The sequence below is a fragment of the Paenibacillus cellulosilyticus genome (genome assembly GCF_003182255.1).
GTDB lineage: Bacteria > Bacillota > Bacilli > Paenibacillales > Paenibacillaceae > Paenibacillus_T > Paenibacillus_T cellulosilyticus.
The window spans coordinates 38925-55132 of record NZ_QGTQ01000024.1 but is presented as its reverse complement, the minus strand read 5'-3'; the positions used below and the strand labels follow the sequence as shown (position 1 = coordinate 55132).

16 protein-coding genes, 1 pseudogene and 1 other annotated feature are annotated in these 16208 nt (G+C 51.8%); of the genes and pseudogenes, 10 read left to right on the top strand and 7 right to left on the bottom strand.

What is annotated here, in order from left to right; genetic code table 11:
* Positions 1 to 44 precede the first annotated feature (44 nt).
* Together DFQ01_RS22840 and leuA are read left to right on the top strand one after the other, a co-directional pair.
* A complete protein-coding gene (locus DFQ01_RS22840; protein ID WP_110046237.1) occupies positions 45 to 860 on the top strand; it encodes an AraC family transcriptional regulator in 816 nt (271 codons plus the stop codon).
* Positions 861 to 905: 45 nt separating this feature from the next.
* Positions 906 to 1170 (top strand) — a binding site (T-box leader).
* 77 nt (positions 1171 to 1247) lie between these two features.
* Complete coding sequence (gene leuA, locus DFQ01_RS22835) at positions 1248 to 2912, top strand: 2-isopropylmalate synthase (RefSeq protein ID WP_110046236.1); 1665 nt, start codon at positions 1248 to 1250, stop codon at positions 2910 to 2912.
* A 201-nt stretch (positions 2913 to 3113) separates the two neighbouring features.
* Here leuA and DFQ01_RS32250 read toward each other — a convergent pair whose 3' ends face one another.
* The gene (locus DFQ01_RS32250) at positions 3114 to 3197 is read right to left on the bottom strand and encodes a putative holin-like toxin (RefSeq protein ID WP_219993710.1); all 84 of its coding nucleotides are present in this window, start codon (positions 3195 to 3197) and stop codon (positions 3114 to 3116) included.
* A 234-nt stretch (positions 3198 to 3431) separates the two neighbouring features.
* Positions 3432 to 4613, bottom strand: a complete 1182-nt coding sequence (locus DFQ01_RS22830; RefSeq protein ID WP_174812859.1) for an MFS transporter — start codon at positions 4611 to 4613, stop codon at positions 3432 to 3434.
* Positions 4614 to 4748: 135 nt separating this feature from the next.
* On the opposite strand from DFQ01_RS22830, the gene DFQ01_RS22825 reads away from it, so the two are divergent.
* The gene (locus tag DFQ01_RS22825; RefSeq protein WP_110046234.1) at positions 4749 to 5120 is read left to right on the top strand and encodes a winged helix-turn-helix transcriptional regulator; all 372 of its coding nucleotides are present in this window, start codon (positions 4749 to 4751) and stop codon (positions 5118 to 5120) included.
* A 60-nt stretch (positions 5121 to 5180) separates the two neighbouring features.
* Positions 5181 to 5453, top strand: a pseudogene (locus DFQ01_RS22820) (PhzF family phenazine biosynthesis protein); the annotation flags it as partial.
* A gap of 90 nt (positions 5454 to 5543) precedes the next feature.
* On the opposite strand, the gene DFQ01_RS22815 reads toward DFQ01_RS22820, so the two are convergent.
* The gene (locus DFQ01_RS22815) at positions 5544 to 5960 is read right to left on the bottom strand and encodes a VOC family protein (RefSeq protein ID WP_110046232.1); all 417 of its coding nucleotides are present in this window, start codon (positions 5958 to 5960) and stop codon (positions 5544 to 5546) included.
* A 243-nt stretch (positions 5961 to 6203) separates the two neighbouring features.
* Between DFQ01_RS22815 and DFQ01_RS22810 the strand changes: the two genes are divergently transcribed.
* From DFQ01_RS22810 to DFQ01_RS22800, 3 genes are all read left to right on the top strand, one after another.
* Positions 6204 to 6992 (top strand): GNAT family N-acetyltransferase, encoded by a 789-nt coding sequence (locus tag DFQ01_RS22810; RefSeq protein ID WP_110046231.1) that lies wholly within the window; start codon positions 6204 to 6206, stop codon positions 6990 to 6992.
* 138 nt (positions 6993 to 7130) lie between these two features.
* Positions 7131 to 8117 (top strand): aldo/keto reductase, encoded by a 987-nt coding sequence (locus DFQ01_RS22805; protein WP_110046230.1) that lies wholly within the window; start codon positions 7131 to 7133, stop codon positions 8115 to 8117.
* A gap of 72 nt (positions 8118 to 8189) precedes the next feature.
* Positions 8190 to 8570, top strand: a complete 381-nt coding sequence (locus DFQ01_RS22800) for a MerR family transcriptional regulator (protein ID WP_110046229.1) — start codon at positions 8190 to 8192, stop codon at positions 8568 to 8570.
* A gap of 36 nt (positions 8571 to 8606) precedes the next feature.
* On the opposite strand, the gene DFQ01_RS22795 is transcribed toward DFQ01_RS22800, so the two are convergent.
* Positions 8607 to 9326 (bottom strand): MerR family transcriptional regulator, encoded by a 720-nt coding sequence (locus DFQ01_RS22795; RefSeq protein ID WP_110046228.1) that lies wholly within the window; start codon positions 9324 to 9326, stop codon positions 8607 to 8609.
* A gap of 196 nt (positions 9327 to 9522) precedes the next feature.
* Between DFQ01_RS22795 and DFQ01_RS22790 the strand changes: the two genes are divergently transcribed.
* Positions 9523 to 10563 (top strand): DUF2332 domain-containing protein, encoded by a 1041-nt coding sequence (locus DFQ01_RS22790; RefSeq protein ID WP_245946834.1) that lies wholly within the window; start codon positions 9523 to 9525, stop codon positions 10561 to 10563.
* Between the two features lie 26 nt (positions 10564 to 10589).
* Here the strand turns inward: DFQ01_RS22790 and DFQ01_RS22785 are convergent, their stop codons facing one another.
* Positions 10590 to 12212: a sensor histidine kinase gene (locus DFQ01_RS22785; RefSeq protein WP_110046226.1), complete on the bottom strand. Its 1623-nt coding sequence runs from the start codon at positions 12210 to 12212 to the stop codon at positions 10590 to 10592.
* Positions 12209 to 12895 carry a response regulator transcription factor gene (locus DFQ01_RS22780; protein ID WP_110046225.1) on the bottom strand — a complete coding sequence of 229 codons (687 nt, stop codon included), beginning with the start codon at positions 12893 to 12895 and terminating at the stop codon, positions 12209 to 12211. The genes DFQ01_RS22785 and DFQ01_RS22780 overlap by 4 nt, the downstream gene beginning before the upstream one ends.
* 617 nt (positions 12896 to 13512) lie before the next feature.
* On the opposite strand from DFQ01_RS22780, the gene DFQ01_RS22770 reads away from it, so the two are divergent.
* Together DFQ01_RS22770 and DFQ01_RS22765 are read left to right on the top strand one after the other, a co-directional pair.
* The gene (locus tag DFQ01_RS22770) at positions 13513 to 13728 is read left to right on the top strand and encodes a YwbE family protein (RefSeq protein ID WP_110046223.1); all 216 of its coding nucleotides are present in this window, start codon (positions 13513 to 13515) and stop codon (positions 13726 to 13728) included.
* Positions 13729 to 13838: 110 nt separating this feature from the next.
* Positions 13839 to 14393: a hypothetical protein gene (locus tag DFQ01_RS22765; protein ID WP_110046222.1), complete on the top strand. Its 555-nt coding sequence runs from the start codon at positions 13839 to 13841 to the stop codon at positions 14391 to 14393.
* A 495-nt stretch (positions 14394 to 14888) separates the two neighbouring features.
* On the opposite strand, the gene DFQ01_RS30885 is transcribed toward DFQ01_RS22765, so the two are convergent.
* Entirely contained in the window at positions 14889 to 15671 is a 783-nt protein-coding gene (locus DFQ01_RS30885; RefSeq protein ID WP_146216915.1) for a hypothetical protein, read from the bottom strand.
* Positions 15672 to 16208: the final 537 nt, after the last annotated feature.

The window sequence follows — 16208 nt, the reverse complement described above, 5'->3', positions numbered from 1 at the left end:
GGCGGATGCGCAATTATTGCTATAATGAATTCGGGTGAAGAGAGATGATCGTTCAAATCACAACGCCGCGAATGGAATTATGGCGCATCGACGGACCGTTCTCGAACGTTCCGCATTTTCATGAAGAAGACTTCCAGATCACAGTGCCGATATACGGGACATGTGATTTTATACAAGAGAATCGCAACTATCGGCTGGCCGACGGCAGCGGACTCGTCCAGCATCCGAATGAACGGCATGTGTTCGAGATCGGCGAGCAGTCAGGCGTCGTTATTTTCAAAGTCCGGCAGGCGGGTCTGGAGACGTTCGCGCGCAGCGAGTCGCTGGAGCTCGACCTCCGGCAGCAGTTCGATCGGACGAAGCTTGCCGGACAATTCCACCAGTGGGTTAGCGCGCTGATGACGGGCGATCCGAACAATCGGATGGCACAGGATGAGACGGAGGAGCAGGTGTTCAGCTACCTGTGCGGCGCCTTGTCCGGCAGCCACACATCCAGCAGCCGTGCTGCTGCGCAGGCACATATTGCCGCCTTCGGCATGGATGCTTATATGTCGCAGGTACTGGAATTCATGCATGCTCATTACACGGATGCCATCACGATCGAGGAACTGGCCTCGATTGCGAAGCAGAGCCGATTTCATTTTATCCGAAGCTTCAAATCGTCCTTCGGCGTGACCCCGTATCAATATGTGCTGCGGCTGCGGATCGACGAGGCGAAACGGCTGCTGACGATCTCGGACCGCTCCATTACAGATATTGCCATGCGGCTCGGCTTCTCCAGCGGCAGCGCCTTCTACCGGGCTTTCGTGAAGTCGGTCGGCGTGACGCCGGAGCACTATCGGATGGATCGACGGGTTTGATGGTTGATTTCGGGGCTTTGGTGGTATATAATTTGATCTAAATATTCAAGAACGTTGATAAGGGCTAGTACGATTGTTCTAAGCGCTCAGAGAGCTGTTGGTTGGTGCGAAACAGCCGTGAAGAAAATCCGAACTCACCTTGGAGTTGCTCGCTGAACGTTAAGTAAGCGGAGCCGGAACCTGACCGTTATCAGCAGGAGGATAGCTCGTGTGTATGCGAATGATGCTGCAGACCCCTATCCGTAGAGTGCATGCCTGAGGGCGTGAATTCGGAGTGGTACCGCGTAAGACACAGTCTTTCGTCTCTGTTAATGGAGATGGAAGGCTTTTTTTGTTGTTAACAATAAACGTGCCAACTTGCAGATACGAATGAGAGGGTGGATCGCCATGAAGAATGTTGACAAATACACTAGAGGATATTTCATGCCGCCGGTGACTAGCTTGAAATGGACGCAAAAAGAATATATCACCGAAGCGCCGACTTGGTGCAGCGTCGACCTGCGCGACGGCAACCAAGCATTGGTCGTACCGATGAACCTGGAAGAGAAGCTGGAGTACTTCCAAATGCTCGTCGATATCGGCTTCAAGGAGATTGAGGTTGGCTTCCCGGCAGCATCGGAGACGGAATTCACGTTCCTGCGTACGCTGATCGAACAGAATCTGATTCCAGATGACGTGACGATTCAAGTACTGACCCAATCGCGCGAACACATTATTCGCAAAACATTCCAATCGCTCGCTGGCGCGAAAAAAGCGGTTGTCCATCTGTACAATTCGACGTCCGTCGCACAACGCGAGCAAGTATTCCGCAAGTCGAAGGAAGAGATCATCGAGATCGCTCTCACAGGCGCGAAGCTGCTGAAGCAATGCGCGGAAGAGACGGAAGGCAACTTCCAGTTCGAGTATTCGCCAGAGAGCTTCACGGGCACGGAGATCGAATTTGCGCTTGAGATTTGCAATCGTGTACTCGACGTATGGCAGCCAACTTCGGCGAACCCAGCCATTATCAATCTGCCGGCAACGGTACAGATGTCGATGCCGCACGTTTATGCAAGCCAAATTGAATATATGAGCGAGAACCTGAGCTATCGCGATGGCGTTATTCTGTCGGTGCATCCGCACAACGACAGAGGTACGGGCGTAGCGGACGCCGAGCTCGGTGTACTGGCCGGCGCGCAGCGCGTTGAAGGCACGTTGTTCGGCAACGGCGAGCGTACGGGTAACGTTGACGTCGTTACGCTGGCACTGAACATGTACTCGCATGGTGTTGATCCGAAGCTGAACTTCGACAACATCCCGAGCATTATCGCGGTGTATGAGCGTCTGACGAAGATGAAAGTCGGCGAGCGTCAGCCTTACGGCGGCGAGCTCGTGTTCACGGCATTCTCGGGCTCGCACCAAGACGCGATCGCGAAGGGCATGTCCTTCCGCGAGGAGAAGTCGAGCGACAAGTGGTCGGTTCCTTACCTGCCAATCGATCCGAAGGATATCGGCCGTGAGTATGAAGGCGACATTATCCGCATCAACAGCCAGTCCGGCAAGGGCGGCATCGGCTATATTTTACAGCTGAAATACGGTCTTGACCTGCCTGCGAAGATGCGCGAGCACTTCGGCTACTGCGTGAAGAACGTATCCGACCAGCAGCAGAAAGAGCTGATGCCGGAAGAAATCTACGACATCTTCAAGAACCAGTATGTGAACCTGAAAGCGCCGATCGAGCTGGTGAAATGCCGCTTCACGGAAGAGGATGAGCAGGACTTCCAGACGATCGTTACGATTCGCACGGATGGCGCTGCGAAGGAAATTGCAGGCTCGGGCAACGGCCGACTGGATGCAATCAACAACGCACTGCAGACCCATCTGGGCATCGACTACTCCGATCTGGTGTACAAAGAGCATGCGCTCGAGATCGGTTCGAAATCGCAAGCCGCTTCGTATATCGGCATTACGGCAGCCAGCGGCACCGTCTACTGGGGCTGCGGCATCGACGCGGACATCATGACGTCGTCGGTCAAAGCATTGTTCAGCGCTGTGAACCAGATGGTGCGTTAATAGGGATTCAGTAGACGAGTTAGTATTTCGTGATTTTTGAATCACGTGATTATATTGCGTGTTTGCAGCATACGTATTATGATGAGAATAGAAAAAGGACGTCGATGCTGGAACATCGACGCCCTGGTACACTTCCGCTTCAAAGGCGGTCGGCAATCGGAATAGTCATAGGAAATAGACCGTTACCTTGCAGGGGGCGGTCTATTTCCGTTTATGGAATGAAAGCATAGCCACAACCAATGAAGCGAATGAAATCATTAGCATCAATGCTTGGTATACTTCCATGGCATCACCTCCCTTCCGAGAGGTTGTGCCGACCGCCCTTGCAGCCGTATATGTACCTTGAAATATTATATCAAACTATGAGTCTACCAGAAATGGTAGATTTTTATTTTTAAAAGAGATAATAGTAAATATGATTCTAGTAGGAATAAAAGAAAGAAAACCGCCTATCCGAAAAATTCGAATTGGCGGATTTGTTCACTGAGCAGAGTGAGCAATTAGAGGGCTGCCTATTTACTATTGGCTCGTCGATCGCTGCTGCATCAGCCGAATGCTCGCTCTCTGGTATTGAATAGACAGTGCCGCGATCGTAAAGGCAAGCAGAACGAACAGTGCCGCAAGCCAAGGATGGTACAACGCTTGATCCTTCCAGCGAATAAGCCAGCCGCCAGTGCTTGCGCCTAGCGCAAGACCGAGGTGGGTGACAGACGTGTTCATGCTCAATATGAAGCTGACCGAGCTTGGCGCAGTACGGACGATGAAGGCATTAATGGCGGGAACCGCGCTGAATATCGAGAAGCCCCATACGCCGATAAGCGCTAAGCTGATCGCCGGGGCAATGTCAGCGAATAACGGCATGGCTGCTAAGGATAGGAATGTCACAGCAAGACTAATGAGCATGACTCGCACGCTTCCGTAGCGGTCAATGCCGATTCCGCCCAACTTGGAGCCAGCGATGCCGATCACGCCTACAGCCAGCAGAACTGCGCTTGGTGCATCCGATGACAGCTTCAGTGCGTGCTCGACGAATGGCGCGATGTACGTCAGCATAACCGAATTGCCTGCGCCAAGCAGCATAGAGAGCAGCAGAGGACCGGCTACTGACACGTTCTTCAATACTGTGAACTGCTGGAGGAATGGCTCAGGCTTATCCGCTGCAAGATCCGGGAGCCTCAGATGAAGTGGTAGGATAACGAGCAAGCCTCCAATTGCCAGCGCGTAGAAAATCGATTCCCATCCCCACAGCTTCGACATGACTGCACCGATCGGTACGCCCAGCACCATCGAGAAGCTGAAGGCAAGCGCGATCGTTCCCATCGCATTGCCAAGCTGATTCGCCTTTACAAGCTTCGCAACGGAACCGAGTGCAATGACGCAGAACACGCCCGCACTAGCGCCTACAATAACGCGTATCGCCATGAGGATGACGTAATGGCTGCCGAGTGCGAATGCCAAGCTGCTAATGGAAAAGGCGAGCAGTGAGATCAGCATCAGACGTTTGCGGCTCATTCGAGACGTCAGTGCAATAACCATTGGCGTTCCGACTGCAAATCCGATTGAATAGGCTGTAACGAGCATTCCGGCTTGTGCAATCGAGATTCCGACACTTGCTGCGAGCATGCTCAGAATGCCCGAAATGACGAGTTCGGCCGTTGCGGCGAAGAAAGCGGCAAGCGCGATAAGATATACTTTGTTCATCTCCATCATCCTTCCAATTGACTATGGAAATGATTATAAGTAATTGACTAAAATATAGTAAGAAGGCAAACGGTTTTGACCTAATCCAGTTATTCTGACCAACTTACCGATCGGTAAGTGAAGGAGTGTGTCTTGATGACATTGGAACAGCATCCAGCACATGGGGATTATCCAGACCCGGGCGAAAATACAGCGATACCGAACATTTGCGAAGCACTCAGCATTTTGGGAGCCAAGTGGAGCTTTATGGTTATCGCTCAGCTGAGCGGCGGCCCGCAGCGGTTCAAGCAGCTGCTGCGCAACGTGAAGGTCGTGAAGACGCAGTCGCTGACCGATACGCTGCGCCATCTGGAGGCGACGGGTGTCGTGCGGCGCGAGGTGTTTCCGACGATTCCGGTGACGGTCGAGTATTCGCTGACGAGGAAGGGACATGATTTTCGCCGCGTGATTGATGAGATGGAGCAGTGGGTAGAGAAGTGGAAGCCGAAGAACCAGGATAACTTGTGAGGAGACTTCGTTTATGACAGCCATTAACGTCTATCATTATGATGCATTCAGCACCATTCCGAATCAGGGCAATCCTGCGGGCGTATGCATGCGCGACATTTCTCCTCGCCGTTCTCAGGTACAATGGAGGACCCGGTGACGGGAACGGCTTCGGGTGTAATGGGTGCGGACTACGCGAAGTACATCCGGTCCGAGCCTGTGCTGAATTTGGTCGTTGAGCAGGGGCAGGAGATTGGCCGGAATGGCCGAGTCGAGGTTGCCGTAATGAACGGCAGCGAGGTGGCGATTACAGGTACAGCGGTGTATGTCGCGGAGTTCGAGGTGCAGATCTAGCAGCTTTCTTTGTAAAATACACAAAGGCGACCGGACGGATTCCGTCTCTGGTCGCCCTTGTTATGAAGCGGCTTGTCCGGATCAACGCTTCTATCGATGCTCCTCGTTCTCGTCCTCCTCAGACGGCCAGCCGCCCCAAAGGCTTACCTTATTGCCATCCGGATCGATAATCGTGAAGCTGTGACCGCCGCCGCGGACGTAACTCATATTACTTGTTTCAATGCCTTGGTCGCGAAGCGATTGATGAACATCGTGGATATTGTCCACTTGGAATTGAACAAGCGGCCGCCAGGCACCGTGAATATCCTGATAATCCAGTTGTGGAACAGCGGCAGTCTGGACAAGTCCGAAACCTACATTGCCTAGATTTAGCCATGCGGCATCGTCACCCGGTGTGTATGGAAAGGTGAGCGAAACACCCAGCATGTTTTGATACCAAGCTAAGGACCGTTCCAGGTCTCTGACCGGCCATTGGACAACAGCCAATCCTTTGGTTTGTGTTGGCATGAATGAGCACTCCTTCTTGTCAATTGCTTTCACTATATGAACGGAAGAGAAACGGCAAAGGAAACGGGCCCGAAAAATAAATTACATAGGTTGATTGGTAGCGCCGCTGCCTCGAAACGGGTTCCATTGAACTGTCGCCGAATTTGTAGACGAGCTGATAGGATGCCTGGTACTGCTCATTCAAGAACGCTACAATGGAGAGAGGTTCCATTTATTAGGGTGCATTAGGAAAGGGGGAATAGCATGGTTATCGATGAGCGTTCAATTACTGACATTCAGCATCTCGTGAACGAGTATTTAGAAGGATTGTCCTCGCCGTTTGATTCCTTTCTTGAAGAGCACATCCTATCATCTACCTTTTATTTGATTCAAAAGGATGACACTGAGGTGGGTTATTTCGCTGTCCATAACCACGATCGGCTTACGCAGTTTTACATCCGCCGTGCTTATCTAAAGCATGCACAGCCGTTGTTCCTTCAAGTGCTTGAGCGCTATTCGGTGCGATCCCTATTCGTTCCGACCTGCGATGAGTTATTGCTTAGCCTAACAATAGATCAAGGCTTCAAGATCAACAAGCAAGCGTATTTCTTCCAAGACAGCGGTGTAGATCAACCGGAGCTTGTCCTTCGAGACGGTGAGATTGTTCGGGCTGCGGTTCCTAATGATCTGCCTGTCATTGAGCAAGTATGTGGGGGCTTCCTCGAAGATTACAGTCACTGGATCAACAAAGGTGAAATGCTTGTTTATTACCGCGATCAAGATCTGCTTGGTATTGGGCTGCTCGAGAAATCTCGAATGCTCGAGCGACATGCGAGCATCGGCATGTTCACTAATGTTGCCTATCGCAGGCAGGGGATCGGGAAGACTATCATTATGCAGCTGCGGCGATGGTGCAAGGAACAAGGGTTGCTGCCGCTAGCAGGCTGCTGGTACTATAACGATGAATCAAAGAAAACGCTTGAGAGCGGCGGCATGGTCACGAGAACGAGACTGCTGCACATCGACGTAACGCCGCATGATCAGACGCAGTGACAAGCTCCGGCTGAATCGAGGATATAGTAAATGACTCTACTTTACCGATTCGCAACTTGACTTGGAGTGAACTCCAGAGGGTAGAATGCTCTTGTTAGGACAAAACCGTACCAGTTACAGGGAGCGAGGAGTAATCGAATGGAATATGTAAAGCTTGGCAACACAGGTCTGGATGTATCCCGCATTTGTTTAGGCATGATGAGCTTCGGCGTTGCCGAGCGCTGGACGCATCCTTGGGTGCTGAACGAAGAAGACAGCCGGCCGATTATTCGCAGAGCGCTGGAGCTTGGCATTAACTTTTTTGATACGGCAAACGTCTACGGTGGCGGAACGAGTGAGGAGATCACGGGACGAGCGCTCAAAGATTATGCGAATCGGGATGAAGTCGTCATCGCTACGAAGGTGTTCTTCCGGACGGCGGAAGGCCCTAACGGCGCGGGATTGTCCCGCAAAGCGATTATGAGCGAGATCGATAACAGCCTTAAGCGTCTAGGAACGGATTATGTGGATCTGTATCAAATTCACCGCTGGGACTACAACACGCCGATCGAAGAAACGATGGAGGCGCTGCACGATGTGGTCAAGGCCGGCAAGGCGAGATACATAGGCGCTTCCGCGATGTATGCGTGGCAGTTCCAGAAGGCGCTGCATGTGGCGGAGAAGAACGGCTGGACGAAGTTCGTCGCGATGCAGAACCATATGAACCTCATCTACCGGGAAGAGGAGCGGGAGATGATGCCGCTGTGCAGATCGGAGAAGATCGGCGTCATTCCTTACAGCCCACTTGCTTCAGGTCGTTTGGCGCGCGATTGGTCGGAGACGACCCATCGGTTCGAGACGGATCAGGCACAGCATATGAAATACGATGCGATGATGGAGGCCGACCGTCCGATCGTGGAGCGGCTTGCAGCGATTGCCGAGCAGCGTAACATCCCTCGTGCGCAGATCGCGCTGGCATGGCTGCTGCAGAAGCAGCCGGTAACATCTCCAATCATCGGCGTTTCCAAAATGTCGCATCTCGACGATGCGGTAGAGGCACTTTCTGTTAAGCTGACTGCAGAAGAAATCGCATTGCTGGAGGAACTATACGTTCCGCATCCAGTCGTCGGTGCGTTGTCCGAATAAGCAGCAAGAACGCCCTAACATGCACGATAGGGCGTTCTTTATTTCAATCCATAGCTGGCAGGTGACGTAGGAATGTTAATTGCAGAAGTAAGCGAGCGCTACGACTTGACCCAAGATACGCTGCGCTACTACGAACGAGTTGGACTTATTCCACGCGTGAATCGCAATAAGAGCGGGATTCGGGATTACAACGAGGAAGATTGTCGCTGGGTTGAATTTATCAAATGCATGCGCGGCGTCGGTCTGCCGATCGAATCCTTGATCGAGTATGTGAAGCTGTTCCAGCAAGGTGACGATACGGTGGAGGCGAGACAGCAGATCCTGCAAGAGCAGCGAGAGACACTTGCGGCCAGAATGGAAGAGATGAATGCCGTGCTGAACCGATTGGATGATAAAATCGCTCGCTACGATCAGACGATCGGCAGGCGGGAGCGCACGCTCAATCGATCGTAGCAGCGAACGCAGCTGCGATGCGATGAGGCCATGCGGCTATTCCGCCGCGGCGGTCTTGCTGCGCAAGTCCACATACTTCATCAGTTCCGCGATGGCCGCGAACTGATAGCTTAATTGACCGTTCAGCTTCTGCAAGGCGAGCTGAACGGATTGCTCCACCTGCTCATAATGCCGGGTATCCAGCTCTTGAAGCAGCTGCTTCATATTGTCGATGTCATACACCGTCTTCCGCAGGCTGCTGATGAGAAGGATTTTGCGCAGCTCGGTCAGTGTGAAGATGCGGTAACCATTATCCTCGTTGCGTTTCGATGCAATAAGCCCCTCTTGCTCCCAATGCCGAATGGCCGACGCATTGACCTGTGCAATTCGCGCCACTTCTCCAATTGTCATCGCATCGTCTGCCGATATCCCTTCGAATGCTGCCCAGTGTGCGTCACGGAGCATGCGCAGCATCTCCTCAACGCGCAGCTTCTCCTCCTGCATCTTATATTGCCGCTGGTTCACCAGCCACAGCGCATCCGACAGCTCTTCGTTATTCACCTTTCGCATAACCTCGTACGCCACCGGAATTTCGTAAGCTCGCAGAAGTGCGTTTATCGTGGCAAAAGCTTGCATATGTACAGCCGTATAATTTCTATGATTGCTCGCCGACCTCGGCACATCCGGAATTAGTCCTTGCTCCTCATATCTCCGCAGTGTTGTTGTGCTGATCATCAGCTGCTGCGCAATCTGTATCGGGGTGTAATGATCACTCATTTATGTTATCGCTCCATACCTTCAAGTAAAACCTTCAAGTGCTGCATCAATATTGTCGACCATTTTATCGCGGTAATCAAGCCCTGAGACGGCTATAACATAAAAATTAGTAATCACACTAATAAAAACGTTAAGTTTTTATTTATGGTCAGTTCGTACTATGCTTGAAGCAACTGATCGGATTTGGGGTGAGCACTTGGAGTTATTAGCGAAGCAGTTTCGGCTATTCGCCGCTAGAGAATGCCGTGGCTCAAGCGAATTATACGGGTACCTTGCAGTGGGCATTGCGGACAATCCGGAGCTATTACAACTAGCGGCGCATGTTAGACCTGGGCAGCCCGTACCCAATATGCTGCTGGGCGCGGTCCACTACTTGCTGTTAAGCGGAATTGACCATCCATTAGCGGACTATTATCCGAGCATTGCCGCCGAGAATGCACTGGACCCTACACGTGCGATTTATGAATTTGCAACCTTCTGTAAGCAGTACGAGCAGGAGATTATAGCCATTCTGACCAGTCGATTGGTTCAGACGAATGAAGTCAGACGCAGTGCCTATTTGTATCCAAGCTTTTGCGTGATTTACGCTATTGCACGTAAGCCGCTGGCGCTAATTGAGATCGGCACAAGTGCCGGATTACAGCTATTGTGGGACCAATATGGCTACTGCTACGATGACAATCACATATACGGAAATAAGCAGTCAGATTTAGTGATCACGGCTGAAGTTCGAGGAGATAACGCTCCTTTCTTGCTGGAGCATAGTCCACCGGTCACAACCCGTATCGGTATCGATTTGCATGTAAACAACTTGAGTGAAGCAGACGATTATCAATGGCTGAGAGCGCTCATTTGGCCGGAAAACACGGATCGAATCAAACGTTTCGAGCAAGCAGCGGCATATAGCAAACGGCAGCCACCAACGTTCATTGAGGGCAATGGCGTAGCGCTGCTGCCGGAACTCGCCACAAGCATTAGCCAGAATTCGGCTCTCTGTATATTCCACATCCATGCTGCGAATCAATTCAGCCAGCAGGACAAAGCCGAGCTGGAAGCCCATATTCAGAGGCTGGGCAAGGAGCGGGATGTATACCATCTCTACAACAATATGTCGGACAGGAGTCTTCATCTCGACTACTATGTCGATGGGAAGGAGCACCGATTGACGCTTGCTCAGACCGATGGGCATGGTCGATGGTTCCGGTGGCTGCAGCCAGTACACAAAGAAAGGGACTGACGCGAAGTCAGTCCCTTTCTTGTTATTTAACTTTTCTTGTCTAGGAGCGGTAGTGTAAACGTAAAAGTCGATCCTGCGCCTAGCTTACTCTTAACGGAAATCGTACCCTCGTGCGCTTCGATGAGCGACTGCGAGATCGCAAGGCCGAGACCGGCGCCTCCGTGCTTGCGTGTACGTGACGTGTCGCTGCGATAGAAGCGATCGAACACATGCACGACATGCTCTTCTGCAATGCCTGCGCCGTTATCTCGAACGGAGCCAATCGCGTTTCCGTTCTTCGCTTGAATCGTAACTTCGATGACACCATTGGCTGCATCGGTATGCTGAACAGCGTTGTGGAACAGGTTCAGCACCACCTGCTTGATTTTGTCCGCATCGCATTTCACAAGAATGGGGGACTCTAAGCTGAAGCGGACTTCACGTTCGCCTGCAAGCATATGCAGATGAGGCTCCATCTCTTCCATCAGCCGATCCAGCCGCACCTCTGTCATTTGAAGCTGTGGCGCGCGGTCTAGCTTGGCAAGCGTGAGTAGATCTTCCACGAGTTTTTTTATTCGCGTCGATTCGCCGTGCATACTGTTCAGCGCCGGGTACAACTGCTCGCGTCGATCTGCTGCACCACGCAGCAGCACCTCGATGAAGCCGTGAATGGAGGTGAGCGGCGTCCTCAGCTCATGTGATGCATCGGCGATGAAGCGCCGCATTTGTTCTTTCGCTTCTCGCTCCGCTTCGAAGGAATGCTCCAACCGCTCCAGCATGTCGTTGAACGACTCGGCAAGCCGGTCGATTTCAAGCTGACCTTGATTAGCAGGGAATCGTTCATTCAGGCTGCCGGCATCCGTGCGGGCTACTGTCTCAACCATCCGATTGAGCGGCCGCAGCGTTCGCCGCAGTACGGGAAGGAAGAACAAGACGCCACCGATAAGTGCGAGAATCGACAGGCCAGCGAAAATCGACACCTGACGGATCAGCACGTCCTTGAGCGGAGCGGTCTTTTGCCCCAATTGCAGAATGGCATCGGATCCCGGGTTCGTGTTCGTGAATACGAGAAGCTGCTCCGTACCATCCTCTGAGGTAGCAACTCGATACTGTACCTTTCGTTCATGAACCATCTGCTCGCGTACATCGTCATACTGCGTATCGGACAGGCGGGGAGAGGCGATACCTCGACTTGCTGTAACATCCGTGTAAGTACCGTCCGTATCGATGATCGCCATCGACTTGTCGAGCATATAGAACACAGGATTGTTAGGACGGCTAGTGTTCCCATCGTAGTTCGGTGCATTGCTTGGCATTTGCGGTTCAGCCTCAGAGTCAGAATCAGAACCAGAACCAGAGTCAGAACCAGAACCAGAAGCACCCTCTTGTGCTGATTTGTCCGCATTGTTCATGTCACCCTTGCGGGCTTTGCTCGGTAAATCACCCGTCCAACCGCCACCGAACAGATCTCGTGGCATGTTGCGAAGCTCGGACATCATCGCCTCGGCCTGATTGCGGTATAGAAAATCACGCATAATGACATATTGCAAGCCGCCAATCAGGATGAACAGCGCGGCTAGGATGATCAATGATCGGGCCAGCAGCTGCGATCGGAGCGACTTCGTCGTTAAGCGATGCTTCAGCTTATGAAGCCCGCCCAGCGCACTCATGATAGATCAATCCGATAGCCAGCGCCGCGCAGCGTTCGGATCAGTTGATGCTCTTTGTCACCGAGCTTGTCTCGCAGGGAGCGGACGTATACCTCGACGATATTTTCCTCGCCGCCAAAATCATAGCCCCATACCTTGTCCAGAATCGTCGCTTTGCTTAGCACGATGCCATGGTTGGTTACCATATATTTCAGCAGCTCATATTCCGTTGGAGACAGCTCCAGTACTTGCCCGTTGTAGATGATCTCCTTGCGTCGATCGTCGATTTTGAACGGTCCAATCGCTACCTCGCCGAACATCATCGGGAATTGGTTGCGAAGCCGTGCACGAATGCGTGCGAGCAGCTCATCGAAGCTGAAAGGCTTCACGAGATAGTCGTCCGCGCCAATCGTCAGACCTTTCACGCGATCGTCCACCTCATCCTTTGCAGTCAGCATAATGACGGCGACCTCGCTGCCGCTCTTCTTGAGCATGCGGCACACCTCAAATCCGTCCATACCCGGCATCATGACGTCGAGAATGACAATATGAGGATTGAATTGCTGGGCGAGCGTAATCGCAGTCATGCCGTCTGGCGCGGTGCGAATTTCGAAGCCTTCGTTCACAAGGCCAAGCTCGAGAAATTGAAGAATATGTGGTTCATCATCGACCAGCAGAATGCGGATGCCGGGAATTGGTTTCATATTGGTTCCTCCTTGGTATGCGAATACAATCGTATATGGAAAATGCGATAGCGTTCTTGTCTATCAATTTACTTGTTATTATTATAATTAGTATTATCAGGCCTAAAGCTGAACGTTTGCTGAATGCGTACTGAGCTTCGGCTTAATCGTAATAAGGTCATTGCCATCCACCCCATGGTGTGGATCAATAAGGGTAATATCGGCCGTACTTCTGGGAATAATTCGCCTGTGTAATTGTATCTCCGCCGATCGCGCTCTCCTGTCGCGAAGATGGATTCCGAAGCAAACGTCCCGATTCGTATCGTCCGAGACTCGTGGACAGGTTGGACGATTATCATTTGATGCTTGATGAGACGATTCGCGAAAGCCTCTTCTTTTATATCACACATCTTCCAGTACATCATCCTTTCACGACCGCAGCTTCCGCTGTTGCTGCAGTGCAGCTAGCGGAAGGCTGTGGTGTTATGCCGATTATGCTGTGCTTCTCGAAATTGTGCATACATGTTATTTGCGAACGAGTTAGTGAATAATGCACGGTAGCAATACGCGAGTTATTGCTTGTACAATGAAAAGATATTTGCGGGACAAAGTGTCGCACGAGAGGAATGAACATATAGATGAGCACTAATGGAACCATTCGAGCAAACATCAAGCCAGGTATACAGGTAGACATCGTGTTGAAGCAGGACCAACGTACAGGCCGTACCACACGTGGCATTGTCAAAGACCTGTTAACCAACTCTCCTCAGCATCCCCATGGTATCAAAGTTCGTCTGACTGACGGCCAAGTCGGACGAGTGAAACAAATCATACTGCCTGCCAGCGAGGGGTAAACGTAAGAGCAGGGTAGGTGTCCCTTTCAATCGATTGCATTGCACCATACAATGAAGGGCATTAACCCTTCCATAGATATGGAAAGCGACCAATCGCAAGGGGGAGTACGATGGTTGTTACTGCTTTAAGATCAAAAGCGCAGGTCCAGCTGGTGCCGCCACAGTTTACCTATTTCAACCTCATAAAGTACTCAGTCGGCAAGGACCCACTTGTTATGGTGGAACCGCTTGAGCAATTGCCCAGCGGCGATTTTCTTATCACATTGCGCGTGCGCGGCTTACGTAAGGCGAGAGCACTTGCAGCATTGCTTTTGCCGAAGAAGGCGATCGGTACGGTCCAATTGAAGGTTCAAGTTAGGACGATGCAGGGGACGCTGGTGAAGCCGCTCCGACGCGCGTTCACGCCTAGCGGGATCGTGAAGCTGTGCCAAACGGCTTTCCGCACGAATGCGTTGTTCCGATTTGCTGCGACACGCAAGTTTTTCGGACTAGAGATTGTGTACCCGGTTTTCAAAGCGCGAATCATTCAGTTCGGCAATGACGACCTGTCCGATTATTACGGCAACTACAACAACGCAGCTGCTTTTGTTTTCCGCGAGGTGATGCGCCCGAGGATCGGTCGTACACCAGTCAGTGCTTCCACAGTTAAGCTAGATCGCACCTAACCGAACCGAACCGAACCGAACCGAATTAGCGCGTCTTAAGGCTTATGTACCAAGCCTCCGCATTGGCTGCCATGCAGCGAGCAGGAGGCTTTTTGCTGTTCTAGTGAAGACGATGAATACGACATTGACGAATTTGAAAGTGAACTATGTCGGCAATAGTAAAGTCTCATTCTAAAATCCGCTGTTCAGGTAAGGTGCGAAGGCTTGTTTACACATGCGTTCGCAGCTTTCGTGCCTTTAATTTGGTTTACATTATTTTCTACCTATGTATATAGTAGATCTATGTAGATGAGAGGGGTTGTCGCATCTGACTTCGTCCGAACAGAACGAGCCGAAAATCAAAATGGAACGCAGGAAACGCAATTGGCTGGAGTGGGAATTTTGGGCCGAGTTTATTGGCGAAATGGCCGGTGTACTCATCCGTGTTGCTGGCAAAGCAATAAAGGGATTGTTCGATTAGGAACAGTCCCTTTATTGTTCTATTGTCTATTCGGATTAGCAGAACGCGAACAGGATTGTAAAGTTCGGGATGAGGCAAGGTGACAGCGGGTGGCACCAGCCAATGACGAAGCCAAGGATGTTCGCAACCGGGAACATCAGAAAGACGTTGTTGGAGGTAAAGATTAGCGACCAGCGATTGTAGCAAAAGCCTGGCAGCAGACGTACGTCATCTTCAGCGTCGCGAGGACCCATTGCTCCCGTTTGAGCGAATTGAACGCCTTGCTGAAGCGTCTGCGGACGCTGACGGATGAAGGTCTGCAGCATTTGCGGATTGCGGCGCAGCGTGTTGAACAGGAACAGCATATCGGCTGGCGGCTGGCCTACTGGCCGTGGATATTGAGCGAGCACGTTCGGGAGATTCGCCTGCGACAGCTGTGCAGGTACAGCACCTTGACCAGGTACGGAGAAAGGCACAGGGCCTCCTTGGCCTGGAACCGGGAATGGCAAAGGAGCCACGCCGCCTTGACCTGGCATCGGCATAGGAGTCATGCCGCCTTGACCCGGCATCGGCATAGGCATCATGCCGCCTTGACCTGGCATCGGCATAGGCATCATGCCGCCTTGACCCGGCATCGGCATAGGCATCATGCCGCCCTGACCTGGCATCGGCATGGGCATCATGCCGCCTTGACCCGGCATCGGCATAGGCATCATGCCGCCTTGACCCGGCATCGGCATGGGCATCATGCCGCCCTGACCCGGCATAGGCATTTGAAGCGAGCGCGGGTCATAGTAGACTGTTTGTTGAACTTTCGGTTGGTTGCAAGAGCATGGCATTAGGGGAAACACCCTTTCCCAATTGATTGGCGCTAACATCGTATGCGGCAAATGCCTAAAGGTGCGTGTGGGAGTCCTATGATTGAATTCGTTCATAATGAGTGAATAGACTACTTTTAAGTATCTTAACTGTCCGCCGGTCCTCATAATGAGCATTTAGAGCACAATTAAGTATCCTAACTGCCTGCCACTCCGCGCAACGAGCGCATAACGAACAATGAAGTATCTTAACTGCCTGACAGGCCGCATAATGAGTGAATAGAGAACATTTAAGTACCTTACCTTAACCACCCGTCAGCGCGCGTGATGATCGAATAGCACACTTTTTTATACCTTCTTCAATCGCCGTTAGCCCGCGTCCGGACCAGACTCTCTCGCATGAGGAGGGTGGTCTTTTTTGTTTTTCTTTGACTTTCTTTGCAGGAAGGACATGAATGCGCTTATGGGGCCATCTTACCCCGTTTCGGGCGATATCGGTTCATTAAGGACGTGTAAACGAGTATCCTCGGCGGAATGCGACGGTATGCTTTAGCGGAT

Excerpts from the sequence above, each read along its gene's own strand:
- DFQ01_RS22810 (WP_110046231.1), top strand. The coding sequence starts at position 6,204 with ATGGTTATCGATGAGCGTTCAATTACTGACATTCAGCATCTCGTGAAC.
- DFQ01_RS22830 (WP_174812859.1), bottom strand. The coding sequence starts at position 4,613 with ATGAACAAAGTATATCTTATCGCGCTTGCCGCTTTCTTCGCCGCAACG.
- DFQ01_RS22795 (WP_110046228.1), bottom strand. The coding sequence starts at position 9,326 with ATGAGTGATCATTACACCCCGATACAGATTGCGCAGCAGCTGATGATC.
- DFQ01_RS22780 (WP_110046225.1), bottom strand. The coding sequence starts at position 12,895 with ATGAAACCAATTCCCGGCATCCGCATTCTGCTGGTCGATGATGAACCA.
- leuA (WP_110046236.1), top strand. The coding sequence starts at position 1,248 with ATGAAGAATGTTGACAAATACACTAGAGGATATTTCATGCCGCCGGTG.
- DFQ01_RS30885 (WP_146216915.1), bottom strand. The coding sequence starts at position 15,671 with ATGCCATGCTCTTGCAACCAACCGAAAGTTCAACAAACAGTCTACTAT.
- DFQ01_RS22815 (WP_110046232.1), bottom strand. The coding sequence starts at position 5,960 with ATGCCAACACAAACCAAAGGATTGGCTGTTGTCCAATGGCCGGTCAGA.
- DFQ01_RS22785 (WP_110046226.1), bottom strand. The coding sequence starts at position 12,212 with ATGAGTGCGCTGGGCGGGCTTCATAAGCTGAAGCATCGCTTAACGACG.
- DFQ01_RS22765 (WP_110046222.1), top strand. The coding sequence starts at position 13,839 with ATGGTTGTTACTGCTTTAAGATCAAAAGCGCAGGTCCAGCTGGTGCCG.
- DFQ01_RS22825 (WP_110046234.1), top strand. The coding sequence starts at position 4,749 with ATGACATTGGAACAGCATCCAGCACATGGGGATTATCCAGACCCGGGC.
- DFQ01_RS22805 (WP_110046230.1), top strand. The coding sequence starts at position 7,131 with ATGGAATATGTAAAGCTTGGCAACACAGGTCTGGATGTATCCCGCATT.
- DFQ01_RS22840 (WP_110046237.1), top strand. The coding sequence starts at position 45 with ATGATCGTTCAAATCACAACGCCGCGAATGGAATTATGGCGCATCGAC.
- DFQ01_RS32250 (WP_219993710.1), bottom strand. The coding sequence starts at position 3,197 with ATGGAAGTATACCAAGCATTGATGCTAATGATTTCATTCGCTTCATTG.
- DFQ01_RS22770 (WP_110046223.1), top strand. The coding sequence starts at position 13,513 with ATGAGCACTAATGGAACCATTCGAGCAAACATCAAGCCAGGTATACAG.
- DFQ01_RS22800 (WP_110046229.1), top strand. The coding sequence starts at position 8,190 with ATGTTAATTGCAGAAGTAAGCGAGCGCTACGACTTGACCCAAGATACG.